The following is a 10,833-nucleotide window of genomic DNA, read 5'->3' as shown; positions in this document are numbered from 1 at the left end:
GAGGACGCCGTGGCGCCGGTGCCGACGCCGGACGCCGGTGCCGGGGTCGCGGCCGTGCGGGCGGTGGCTCCGGTCGAGGCGGCGGAGGCCGCCGGTGCGGCCACTGCGCCGGCCAGGCTCGTAGCGGCCGCACCGGCGGCGGAACCGGTGGTCGTGCCCATCGAAGCGGTGTCGGCGTCAAGAACGTCAGCGTCCGCGGTACCGGCAGCGGCTTCTGCGGCGGGTTCTGCGGTGTCCGGCGACACACCGAAGGTGAGGGCAGCGCCGGGCGCGCCGGCGGCGGGCTCGCCTGTTTCCAGGCCCGACGCGTTCGAAGCGACAGTGCCGAGGTGCGGCGGGGTTGCGCCAGCGACCGCGGAGTCGGCGGACTGTGCAGCTGCTGTCGGCTCGGTCGAGCTCGCATCCTGCCCGGTCGACGACTGTTCGCCGTTTCCGGTTCGGGCACCGGCACGGTCAGCAGCGGAGTCGGCAGCTACCGAGTCGGTGGCCGTTGAAGCGTTGGCCGACGAAGCGTTGGCCAACGACGTGGTCGAGCCTGCTGACGACGAATCGCTCGTACGATCCGCGGCACGGGTAGCAGCGCTGTCCGCAGCACGGTCGGCGGTGCGAGCGGCAGCACTGTCGGCGGTGCGAGCGGCAGCACTGTCGGTAACACGATCGGCCCAACGATCGGCCGAACGATCCGCAGCACGATCGGCACGATCCTGCAGCGCGGCCGGGCGGTCGCCCGACATCGAACGGCGTTCCCGGTAGGCTGCGGCCTGGTCGGCGGCGCGCGCGTGGTCGTCGGCGCGCGCGTGGTCGTCGGCGCGAGCCTCGTGGGCGGAACGGGAGCGGTCGGCATCCGCTGTGGCAGAGCGGTGAGCGGTCTGGAAATCGGCGATGGAATCCGCCATGGCCGAGGCGAAACCGTTGGCACCGGCCGAGGGGGTGCCGGTGGCAGCGCCCGTGCGGGGGGCGCCGGTCAGGCCGGCTGCTTCGCCGGAACGGAACTGGTTCAGTGCGAGGCTCATGCCGCGCCGCCCTTGGCGATGGCCGCGAAGGCGGCGCTCAACATGTCTGCGCTGGCGGCGCCCGTGGTTCCCGCCGCAGCGGTGGGAATAATGCGACGAATGGTCGTGATCTCCGAATCTGACATATAGACGTCACGCAGGCAGACGTCGCGCCCGGCGTATGGCGCGTGGATGATTTTGTTGTCGCCGGCGTAGATGAGAATGTGGTCGCCGCCGCCGGTGACGATGAGGTCGCCGGGCTGGGCTTCGGCCAGCGATGCCACCTCGGTGCCCATCTTCATCTGGCCGGAAACCAGACGCGGCATATCTATTCCAACATCGGAATATACCTTTTGCACGAGGCCGGAGCAGTCCATTCCGCTCGAGTCCTCACCGCCGAAGACGTAGGGAACGCCGATGTACTTCTTGGCGGCGTCGACGATGTTGGTTCCGGTCGCTCCGCCGGTCGCTCCGACAGCGGATGCCCCGCCGGCCGTGCCCAGCGCGGAGGCCATGGACGCGGCGAAGCTCTCGGCCGAGGCTGTCGCGGCGGTCGCCGTGGCTGCGGCGACGGTGGTCGTCGCAGCGCGCGGTCCAGAGGCAAGCTGCTGCATCATCGACTGGATCTGCTCGATGCGTCCCATAGCGGCGATCATGGTCATTCTGAATCACCTTTCTCGGGCGAAGTTGGAGTGTCGGTAGGGTTTTGGTGCCACCGGGTTGAGGCGATTTCATCGAGCACGATCTGTTCGGCGCGCAGGTCTTTGGCCGCGACGGTTTCGTGGTGGCGTACCTCGAGCTTTTCCAGGGCGAGCGCTTCGGCGCGGGCCGCATCGAAGGCCGCCTGCGCCTCTCCAAGCGACGCGGCGTTGTTGCGGCCGAGGGCATCGAGGTCGGCGAGCATACTGCGGGACGACGACCGCGCGGCGGCCATGGCGTTCATAGCTGCGACGGTGTCCGGCGTGATCGACGTAGCGCTGAGAGCCGATCGTGCCCGGCCGCGCCGCGCTTCATTCGCGGCCACTCGCGCATTCGCTTCGGCCAGGTCACTCGCCGCCTGGTCCTGCTGCAGGTGGCGCAGGCGAAGCAGACCGGCCAGCGGAAAGAACCGGCCCATTAGACGCTACCCAGCTTGCGGGTGAGCCCGGCGAGCTGCTGCCAGGCCGCGTCTGAGGGAGTCTGGTCGTCCATCCGCTGTTGCAGAAAGGACTTGATGGCAGCATCGTGCGCAACGGCAGCGTCAACCAGCGGGTTGGTCCCGGCGCGGTAGGCGCCGACGTCGAGCAGGTCCTGGGCAGCCGACCGCGCGGCAAGCACCGTGCGCAGGGTCGTCGCTATGGCGTTGCGCTCGGGCGAGTTCACCCGCGACGCCACGCGCGAGATCGAGCCAAGCACGTCGACGGAGGGAAAATGGCCGGTGATAGCGAGTTTGCGGTCGAGAACGACGTGGCCGTCGAGAATGGACCTGGCAGCGTCAGCGATGGGTTCGTTGTGGTCGTCACCGTCGACGAGCACGGTGTACATGCCCGTGATCGAGCCGACCTCGTCGGTACCGGCGCGTTCGAGCAGGCGGGCCAGCACGGAGAAGGTCGAAGGCGGGTAACCGCGGGTGGCCGGCGGTTCGCCGACCGACAGGCCGATTTCGCGCTGGGCCATGGCCACGCGGGTGAGCGAGTCCATCATGAGCATGACGTCGGCGCCGCACGAGCGAAAGGACTCGGCGATGCGGGTGGCAGTGAAGGCCGCGCGGAGTCGCATCATGGCGGGTTCATCAGACGTCGAGACCACGACGATGGAGCGGGCCAGCCCCTCGGCTCCGAGGTCGTCTTCGAGGAATTCGCGCACCTCACGCCCGCGCTCCCCGACCAGGGCAATAACCGATACTTCGGCATCCGTTCCGCGGGCGATCATCGACAGCAGCGAGGACTTGCCGACGCCGCTGCCGGCGAACAGGCCCAGGCGCTGGCCGCGACCGACCGTGGTGAGGGTGTCGAGCACGCGCACTCCCAGGTGCAGCGGAGTGGTGATGCGGGCGCGGTGCATGGCCGAGGGGCTGTCGTTTTCGAGCGCCACGGCGCCGTCGGAGACCAGCGGGCCCTTGCCGTCGATCGGCCGGCCGAGGCCGTCGATGACGCGGCCGAACAGGCCGGAACCGGTGGGAACGAGCAGGGGGCTGTGCGCGGCGCGCGCGGGGGCTCCGGCGCGGAGTCCGGTCATGCGGCCGAGCGGCATGCAGCGGATGCTGTCGCGGGTGGTCGCGACGACTTCGGCGTCGATGCCCGGCGCATCCGTTTCACCGCCGAGAACGACGAGGTCACCGATGGCGGAGCGCAAGCCCCGTACTTCGACGCCGAGGCCGACGATCGACGACACGACGCCGATCCGCTCGGGGCGCGCGACCCGCAGCGCCGAGGCGAAGGCGTCGGCGTGCGGGCGCCACGCGGTCGTCGTGGTCATGGGGTCTGGCCCGCGGCATCGGCGAGCAAAATCTCTTTCGCTCGGGCCAGGGCGGTCTCGATGCGGGCGTCGAGAATTCCGTCGTTGAATTCGGCGATGGCATCCCCGCGCTTGATCTGTGCGTCGGAGATGAAGGTCACGCCGCTGAGGCGCACGGTCGTCGCGTCGAGCAGCGGCAGATCTTCGGGATTCATGCGGATGTTGTGGGCCGACGTGCGGTCGCCGTCATCAACCGAGCGCATGGCGCGGTCGAGGGCCCGACGAGCGGATGGCTCGGTGCGGCTGAGTTCGTTGCCGATAATGGCTTCGGCCAGTTGCACCGCGCAGGCCAGGAGGGTGTTTTCGGCGTCGACCAGCACCGGCCGGCGGCGCTGGTCGAGGGCTGTGGCTGCGGCATTGAGCACGCGCACGCCGCGATCCATTTTCGCCGCAACGAGACGCTCGCCCTGCTCACGTTCGGCTTGCAGGTCGAGCTTGATGCGATCGATCTCCACCGTCGCCGCGCGCAGGCCTTCGGCGTAACCGGCGGCATGCCCCTGGGCCCGCGCGGTTTCGTCGGCGCGGATGCGCTCATCGTCGTGCAGGCGGGGAAAAGAGATTCGGCCGAAAACGGTGTCAGCTGACATATTCGTCGTCCGATCCGCGCTGCACGGTGATGATTCCCTGGGCTTCCATGTCGCGAATGGCGCGCACAACACTGGCACGGGCATCCTCGACCTGGCTCATGCGAACCGGGCCCAGGCTGCGGATCTCGTCGTCGAGCACATCGCGGTTGCGCTCGGACAGGTTCGCGCGAATGACTTCGGAAACCGCGGAGGTGGTGCTCTTCATCGCCATCGCGAGAACCGTGGTGTCGATTCCACGCAGAACCTGCTGCACGTCGCGGCTTTCCAGCTTGACGATGTCGTTGAAGGTCAGCATGCGCGAGCGAACTTCTTCGGCCAGATCCGGGTCGCTCTCTTCGAGGCCCTCCAGCAGGGCGCGCTCGGTGGCGGCATCCGCTTGATTGAGAATATCGACGAGCGGCTGAATTCCGCCGACGACCTCGGTGACCTCGCGGGAGGCGAGGGAACCCGCCCGCTGCTTGAGCGATTCGGTCACGACGCGGATGGATTCGGGGGTGGCGCTGCCCATCGTGGCGATGCAGCGGGCGACGTCGGTGCGCAGGCTCGGGTCCATGCCGGTGAGCACACCGGAGGCTTGGTCGCGGCGCAGGTGGGCGAGCACGAGGGCGATGGTCTGGGGCATTTCGCCGTCGAGCAGGTTGAGCACATCGGTGGGTTCAGAGGAGTCGAGAAACTCGAACGCCTTGCTGGCCATCGATGTCGCCACGCGAGTCATCATGCCGGCCGAGCGCTCAGCGCCGAAGGAGGCCTCGAGCAGGCCCATCGCGAAGTCATGGCCGCCGCGGGCGTGACGTCCGCCGCGCTGGGTCATTTCGTGGAACTCGGTCAGGATCGCCTCGGCGATGCTGGAGTCGACCTTGCGCAGCTGAACGATCTCGGAGACGATGTCCTCGGCCTCGACCTCGGTGAATTCCTTCATCACCTCGGTCGCGCGCTTGCGATCCATGTTCATGAGCACGACGGCCACCTTTTGGGTGCCGGTGAGGGGAACATCCGTTCGGGCGACCGTGGGGATCGCTACGGTCTCGGTCATACGCTCTGCCGGTCGTCCATCAGGCCGCGCAGCTGCTCAGCCATGCCGCGGGGGTCGTTCTGGGCCAGTGCGTCGATTTCACCACGACGGATGTCTGCTTCGGTCGGTTCAAAGTGAACCGTACGAATGACCTGGGTCGGCAGGTCGGTCGGGTTGAAGAACAGCGAACCGGGGCCGGCGATGGCCGAGTTCGAGGGGTTAGCGCCGGGGCCGGTGAGAGCGCCGACACCGCCGACGCCGCCGAGCATGCCCCGGGTTTCGCTGAGTTCGCCGATCTCGACCGACTCGCGACGCTGACGGCGGGACCGGCGAGCGTAGAACACGAGGCTGATGACGATGGCGGCGACGATGCCGAGCACGATGACGGCGATGCGAATGATCTCGGCGGTGGCCGCTGCGGAGGCAGCATCCGTCGACGCCTTGAGCGCGTCGGCCGCTGCGGTTGCGCCGGCGGTGCTGAAGGCCATGACCTCAACGGTCACGGCGTCGCCGCGCACGGCGTCGATACCGGCCGCCGAGGTGACCAGCGAAGTGACGTCTGCAACGTTGATGCCCGCGGCGGCGTCGGCGTTGAGGGCGACGGATACCGTCTGACGGGTGATCGATCCGGCCGGAATGGTGCGGTTTTCGGTGACCTTGTTGACGGCGTTGTTGCGGGTGGTGGATTCGGAGCTGAAGGTACCGTCGGTGCCTTCTGTCGTGGCCGCCGTATCGGTGCCGAGCACCCCGGCCGCGGCGCCGCCGGTGCCGGTGTAGGTCTCGGTGTCGACCGAGTCGCTCAGGGTGAGCGCCTCGGTCGGGGAGGTGAAGGACTCTTCGACGCGGGAGGCTGATTCGGTGCTTAGGTCAGCGGCGACGACAACGGTGGCGTTGCCGACACCGACGACCTTGTCGAGCATGGCCTGCACGGCGCTTTGCACGCCGGATTCATAGTCGGAGGCCTGCTTGTCGGCGGAGCCGGTGGCGCCGATGCCGACGGCCGAGAGAACGGTGCCGGTCGAGTCGATGACAGCCACATCCGAGGCCTTCATACCGTCGATGGAGGCGCTGGTCAGGTGCACAATCGCCTGAACCTGGTCGCTCGAGAGGGTGACGCCGTTGCGGGCCTGCACGAAAACGGATGCCGTCGGCGCGTTCTTCTCGGACACAAAGACGGTGTCTTCCGGGATCGCCAGCTGCACCGACGCGCTCTGCACGCCGTTCATCGCTCCGATGGTCTGGGCAAGTTCGCCCTCGAGCGCACGCTTGTAGGTGACCGACTGCTGGAACTCGCTCGACGTGACACCCATCGTGTCGAGCAGGGAGTATCCCCCGGTGCTCGAGGAGGGCAGGCCCGCCGCGGAAGCCTTGATGCGCTGGCTGTAAACATCCGCTTCGGGAACCAGGATGCTGGCGCCGCCGTCGGCGAGTTCATAGCTGACGCCGTCGGCGGTGAGCTGGTCGACGATGCTGCTGGCGTCCGTGCCGCTGAGGCCGGTGAATAAGGGGGTGTAGGCGGGCTTGGTGAGGAACATACCGAGCGCGGATGCGCCGAGCACGAGCACGGCGATGCCGATGATGGCCACCGTGCGCTGGGCGACGGTGAATTCGCGAACGGCATTGCCGAAGCGGCGAAAGATGGAACTTACCTGACGGGGCATTATGCCTGCATCCTCATGATCTCGTTGAACGCGTCGACGCCCTTGTTACGAACGGCGGCGACGAGCTCCATCGTGAGCTGTGCACGGGTACTGGCAATGGTGGCGGTGTGAATGTCATCGAGGCTGCCGTTGACGGCCTGGATGGAAAGTTCGTTGGATGCGGACGACAGACCCTGCAGGTTGTCGACGGCGCCGGACAGCGCGTTGCCGAAACCGGCCCCACCGGTCGCGGTGGTGCTCGAAGAGCCCATGACGCCGCCAGTGGTGCTGGCGCCGATGATGGCGGGGGGAAAGCCGATTGCGCCAATAGGCATCAGCCACGTCCGATCTGTAGTGCTGCTTCGTAAGCGGTCTTGGCCCGGTCAACCACGGCCGCGTTGGCCTGGTATCCGCGCTGAGCCATGATGAGGTGTGCCATCTGCTCGGCCATGTCAATGTCGGGGTACCGCACATAGCCAGCTTCATCGGCGAGCGGATGCGTCGGCTCATAGACGAGAGTGCCGGCCGCGTCTCCGAAAGCGGCAGATGCCCCAACCCCGGAGGTGCCCTGACCCTCTTGAGCCACAATGAAGCGCTCCTGGAAGGCTGGACCGTTGGTGGCCTTGACCGTGTTGGCGTTGGCCAGGTTGTCGGCGATGGCGTCGAGCCATTTGCGGTGCATCGTCATTCCGCTGCCGGAGATGCTGATCGCGTCGGTCATCAGCTGGTCCGCAGCGCGGTGCGCATCGCCGTCGCCGGGCCGTCAACGGCCTTCGCCGCGAACTGGTAGCGCAGCAGGGCGTCGATGTTGGCGAGGGTCTCGGTATCGAGGTTCACGTTGTTGCCGTTGAGGTTCGTCGCCTCGGTGGAACGCGTCGTGGCCGCGGTGACTTTGCCTTCGCCGGCCTGCACCGACTGGGCCAGGGCATTCTCGAACGAGACGACCTTGGCGTGATAGTTCGGCGTGTTGATGTTGGCGATATTGTTCGCGATGGTGCGCTGGCGAAGCGCGAGGCCATCCAGTGCGCTGGTGAGGGCCACAGAGGTCACGGAATCAAGCACAACTACCCGTTTCGTCGACGAAAGACATAAACGGCCAATCCCTGGCCCGATGGTGAGCAATCCGTGCTCGATAGGACCTATCGGCTGGGGGAGATGCTGCGTTAGGAGTTTTGCTGAAAGAATTCAGAAATTGTTGCGATACAGCTTTCTAGCCGGCGCGGGGCGCGCTGCGTCGAGGTCGTCAGCCGGCAACGTCGAGATAAACGGATGCCCGCGCGTCGCGCTTCGGCGGCACCGCCCGCACCGCGGCGAGGTGCTTCGCGGTCAGATTACGCGCCGTCTCCAGCTCGCCAATGAGCTTGTGCTGGTTGTGCAGCAGGTCCCGTACGCGCTCCGCGAGTTCCGCCGGAATAGCTCCGAGCCCCCGCGGTGGCGTCCAGTTCGCGGCGGAGTCTGCCGCTGCCAAAACATTCGCACCCAAAAACTCGCTGGTCGAGCTTGCCGAGACCGCCAGAGAACCAGCCGACGCGCTCGACCCGGCCACGCCGGAACCCGACCGCCCGCCGTCGGTGACGCCCGTGATCGACCGAGCCGCAGCATCCACTCGCAGCTCGAGGTCTTCGAGCACCGCCTCCCAAGCCGACAGGTTACCCAATGCCGAGTATTCCGCCGACGCGAGCAGCGGGGGCCGGCGCGGCCGGCAGCATCCCGGCCGCTTCGTGCCAGGTCTGCCGCAGCGGCTCGAGCAGGGCGATGCACTCACGGGTGCGCTCCGCGTTGCGGCTCGTGTTCGCGCTCATCATGGCCGTCGACGCATACGTATATAGCGAGAACAACCCCTCGCCGCCGTCCCACGCCTCAACGTTGAGCGAGGTGCTCAGCTCAGACACGATGGCCTGAGCGTGCAGCAGGTTGTCCGACGCGATCTGCCAGTCTTGGCGCAGCTGCGCGGCCTCGGCCCGGTTCAGGTCGAGCAGCAGGCGGTCATACAGCATGGTGAGCAGGCGCACCGGCGTCGCCGAAAGCACCGCGTCGCGGTTGTAGCGCGAGCGCTGGGCCTGGGTTGCTGCAGTCATCGTCATGGGTATCACTTCGTCGTCGAGCTGGTCAGTGAGCTCACCTGGGCGGTGAGCCACGCGGATTGTGCGTTCATATTGCTGAGCTGTACTTCCATGGCCGAGTACGTGCGCTCGAGAGTCGACCGCCGCGAGGCCAGCCTCACATCCCAGCTGTCGATCTGCGTGCCGAGGCTCTTCACGAGCGATTCCTGCCCGGTGATTCTCGACGTGATCATGCCGTCGTACTTGTCCGACGCGTTCTCGGCGACAGCCTCGACCCGGGAGGCGATCGTGGCGAGCACGCCCTTCACGTAGTCCGGGTCGGCGGCCATGGCCGTGGCAAACTTGGCCGAGTCGAATTCCATCGTGCCGCTCTTGGTGATGCTGATGCCGATCTCCGACGGGGAACGCCCGTTGATCGGCTGGCTGGCAGCGTTCAGAATCTGCTGCTTCACGTCGCGCACCGTGCTGTCGCCGCTGAACACGCCGGCCGACAAAATGGCCTTGCCGCTCGAGTCGGTGCTGTTCACCACGGCGCTCTTGGTCGAGATCAGCGCGAACACCCCGTTGAGGGCGCTCACCAGGTCGGAGGCGATCGTGCTTACCGCGGCATCGTTGCGCGACACGCTCACGGTCACGGCTTCGGTTGCTACAGCGGATGCCGTCACCGACACTCCCGGAAGCAGGTCACTGAAGGTGTTGGTCGCGCTGGTGATGGTCTGTTCGGCACCGGTTCCGGACCAGAGCCGAACTTTGGCGTCCTGAGCGGCCGTAATCTGCGTCATGCCAGGCGGCGTGATGGCCGCGTCATATTTAAACGAAAAGGCGCTCGACGCACCGGTCGAGGTCGCGGTGAATTGCACACGATACAGCGCATTTCCGCTGCCATCGGTCCCGGCAGCAACCTTTACGGCTTTCACTCCGGCATCCGCCGCATTTACGGCCGTGACGACATCGTCGAGACTGGCCGAGTCGGCGACAATTGCCGTCGCCACGCCCGACGCATCCAGGATTGAAAAATTCGATCCGGGCCACACAGACACGGCGTCAGAAACCGACACCTGCGGCTTGGCCAGCTGGTCGACCACGATGTCGATCGAGCCGGCCGTAGCGGATGCCCCGGCCGTCACCGATACGCCGGTCGAGCTACTCTTTGCCGAGTACAGGTCGAGGGCATTGGTCGCCGTTGCCTTTGCGGCGAGGGTCGCGAGGGAAGCGATCTGACTATTCAGCCCCTGCAGGGCGGTCATGAGCGTGTTCGTGCTCGTGACCTTGGCCTTGAGCTGGTTCTGGGGACCAGCCTCGAGGGTCATGAGGGAGTTGATGAGGGACGTCGTGTCCAGACCGCTGATGAGCCCATCGACTGCCATCGACATGGGGTGCCTCTCCTGATGCTCGGTCAATCATTTATTACGGGGTCTGTATGGCGGCGGTGTTGGGCGAGGTCCAGTTCGCCGGTTCGCTTCCGCCATACAAGATTGAGGGTCAGCCCTGGTGGAGCACCGGCTGGGATGGATGCGGCGTCGTGAACGCGGGGGCGGCATCCGTTTTGATCAGGAGTTCACCTCGGCCAAGGTTCGGCGAATGCCGTACGCCCTGGCGGCAAGCACTATGTGTGTCTCTGTGCGCGCTAATGATGAGTCCTCCATGAACAAATGATGCTGCACCGGCCCATCCATGGGCCAGTACCATGAGCTATCGACCGCGCGGGCCTCCCGGTTAGAAAACCCGGCGAGAATCTGGGCGTGCACCGCCCTCAGGTTCGTAAACCGCCAGCGCGAGTCGGGGCCGAGACAGCGCGCCGTGTGCGCGCCCGCTGTGCACCCCCGATATCGGTACGCGCTACGGTAACCGGCGCAGCGACTCCCCGTTTTGGGCGCGGCCACGTGCAGACGTTCCCCGTCTCACCGACTCGCCCCGACCGCTGATCGAGCCTGCCGAGATCTCCATCGACCAACGCAACCCGCCTTAAGAAGCCGCGTCCGCGGCACCGTTCGTGCCGCGGACCGGCACCATCTGCGATCAGTCCGCCATGCGCTGCTTCCA

At 66.7% G+C, this 10,833-nt stretch carries 13 protein-coding genes; all 13 read right to left on the bottom strand.

Translation table 11 applies throughout. The features are described 5' to 3' along the window. Positions 1 to 1,013 (bottom strand): hypothetical protein (locus E3T41_RS08365; RefSeq protein ID WP_134478093.1); only part of this gene is annotated, 1,013 nt, incomplete at its 3' end. After that, positions 1,010 to 1,654, bottom strand: coding sequence for a C40 family peptidase (locus tag E3T41_RS08360; RefSeq protein ID WP_134478091.1), 645 nt, complete (start codon positions 1,652 to 1,654; stop codon positions 1,010 to 1,012). The genes E3T41_RS08365 and E3T41_RS08360, both read right to left, overlap by 4 nt. After that, positions 1,651 to 2,109, bottom strand: coding sequence for a flagellar export protein FliJ (locus E3T41_RS08355; RefSeq protein ID WP_134478089.1), 459 nt, complete (start codon positions 2,107 to 2,109; stop codon positions 1,651 to 1,653). The genes E3T41_RS08360 and E3T41_RS08355 overlap by 4 nt, the downstream gene beginning before the upstream one ends. Further along, positions 2,109 to 3,449, bottom strand: coding sequence for a FliI/YscN family ATPase (locus E3T41_RS08350; RefSeq protein WP_092450636.1), 1,341 nt, complete (start codon positions 3,447 to 3,449; stop codon positions 2,109 to 2,111). The genes E3T41_RS08355 and E3T41_RS08350 overlap by 1 nt, the downstream gene beginning before the upstream one ends. Beyond that, positions 3,446 to 4,075, bottom strand: a complete 630-nt coding sequence (locus tag E3T41_RS08345; protein WP_166791520.1) for a FliH/SctL family protein — start codon at positions 4,073 to 4,075, stop codon at positions 3,446 to 3,448. The genes E3T41_RS08350 and E3T41_RS08345 overlap by 4 nt, the downstream gene beginning before the upstream one ends. Then, the gene (fliG, locus tag E3T41_RS08340) at positions 4,065 to 5,108 is read right to left on the bottom strand and encodes a flagellar motor switch protein FliG (protein WP_092450641.1); all 1,044 of its coding nucleotides are present in this window, start codon (positions 5,106 to 5,108) and stop codon (positions 4,065 to 4,067) included. The genes E3T41_RS08345 and fliG overlap by 11 nt, the downstream gene beginning before the upstream one ends. After that, positions 5,105 to 6,748, bottom strand: a complete 1,644-nt coding sequence (gene fliF / locus E3T41_RS08335; protein WP_092450643.1) for a flagellar basal-body MS-ring/collar protein FliF — start codon at positions 6,746 to 6,748, stop codon at positions 5,105 to 5,107. The genes fliG and fliF overlap by 4 nt, the downstream gene beginning before the upstream one ends. Further along, positions 6,748 to 7,062, bottom strand: a complete 315-nt coding sequence (locus E3T41_RS08330; protein ID WP_092450645.1) for a flagellar hook-basal body complex protein FliE — start codon at positions 7,060 to 7,062, stop codon at positions 6,748 to 6,750. Before E3T41_RS08330 ends, fliF begins: the two co-directional genes overlap by 1 nt. After that, a complete protein-coding gene (locus E3T41_RS08325) occupies positions 7,062 to 7,451 on the bottom strand; it encodes a flagellar basal body rod protein FlgC (RefSeq protein WP_092450648.1) in 390 nt (129 codons plus the stop codon). Before E3T41_RS08325 ends, E3T41_RS08330 begins: the two co-directional genes overlap by 1 nt. Next, complete coding sequence (locus E3T41_RS08320; RefSeq protein ID WP_104132884.1) at positions 7,448 to 7,789, bottom strand: flagellar basal body protein; 342 nt, start codon at positions 7,787 to 7,789, stop codon at positions 7,448 to 7,450. The genes E3T41_RS08325 and E3T41_RS08320 overlap by 4 nt, the downstream gene beginning before the upstream one ends. Positions 7,790 to 7,970: 181 nt before the next feature. Next, the gene (locus E3T41_RS08315; protein WP_134469130.1) at positions 7,971 to 8,384 is read right to left on the bottom strand and encodes a hypothetical protein; all 414 of its coding nucleotides are present in this window, start codon (positions 8,382 to 8,384) and stop codon (positions 7,971 to 7,973) included. Then, positions 8,377 to 8,811 (bottom strand): flagellar export chaperone FliS, encoded by a 435-nt coding sequence (gene fliS / locus E3T41_RS08310; RefSeq protein WP_134469132.1) that lies wholly within the window; start codon positions 8,809 to 8,811, stop codon positions 8,377 to 8,379. Before fliS ends, E3T41_RS08315 begins: the two co-directional genes overlap by 8 nt. Before the next feature lie 5 nt (positions 8,812 to 8,816). Continuing rightward, complete coding sequence (gene fliD / locus E3T41_RS08305; RefSeq protein WP_134478085.1) at positions 8,817 to 10,163, bottom strand: flagellar filament capping protein FliD; 1,347 nt, start codon at positions 10,161 to 10,163, stop codon at positions 8,817 to 8,819. Positions 10,164 to 10,833 lie beyond the last annotated feature (670 nt).

The sequence above is a fragment of the Cryobacterium sp. Hh38 genome (genome assembly GCF_004403235.1).
In the GTDB taxonomy this organism is placed as follows: Bacteria; Actinomycetota; Actinomycetes; order Actinomycetales; family Microbacteriaceae; genus Cryobacterium; species Cryobacterium levicorallinum.
Note: the sequence above shows the minus strand (reverse complement) of the source record. Positions and strands in the feature narration are given on the sequence as shown.

What these genes read in the sequence shown, in the direction of transcription:
- E3T41_RS08360 (WP_134478091.1), bottom strand. Translation starts at nt 1,654, where the DNA reads ATGACCATGATCGCCGCTATGGGACGCATCGAGCAGATCCAGTCGATG.
- E3T41_RS08355 (WP_134478089.1), bottom strand. Translation starts at nt 2,109, where the DNA reads ATGGGCCGGTTCTTTCCGCTGGCCGGTCTGCTTCGCCTGCGCCACCTG.
- E3T41_RS08350 (WP_092450636.1), bottom strand. Translation starts at nt 3,449, where the DNA reads ATGACCACGACGACCGCGTGGCGCCCGCACGCCGACGCCTTCGCCTCG.
- E3T41_RS08345 (WP_166791520.1), bottom strand. Translation starts at nt 4,075, where the DNA reads ATGTCAGCTGACACCGTTTTCGGCCGAATCTCTTTTCCCCGCCTGCAC.
- fliG (WP_092450641.1), bottom strand. Translation starts at nt 5,108, where the DNA reads ATGACCGAGACCGTAGCGATCCCCACGGTCGCCCGAACGGATGTTCCC.
- fliF (WP_092450643.1), bottom strand. Translation starts at nt 6,748, where the DNA reads ATGCCCCGTCAGGTAAGTTCCATCTTTCGCCGCTTCGGCAATGCCGTT.
- E3T41_RS08330 (WP_092450645.1), bottom strand. Translation starts at nt 7,062, where the DNA reads ATGCCTATTGGCGCAATCGGCTTTCCCCCCGCCATCATCGGCGCCAGC.
- fliS (WP_134469132.1), bottom strand. Translation starts at nt 8,811, where the DNA reads ATGACGATGACTGCAGCAACCCAGGCCCAGCGCTCGCGCTACAACCGC.
- fliD (WP_134478085.1), bottom strand. Translation starts at nt 10,163, where the DNA reads ATGTCGATGGCAGTCGATGGGCTCATCAGCGGTCTGGACACGACGTCC.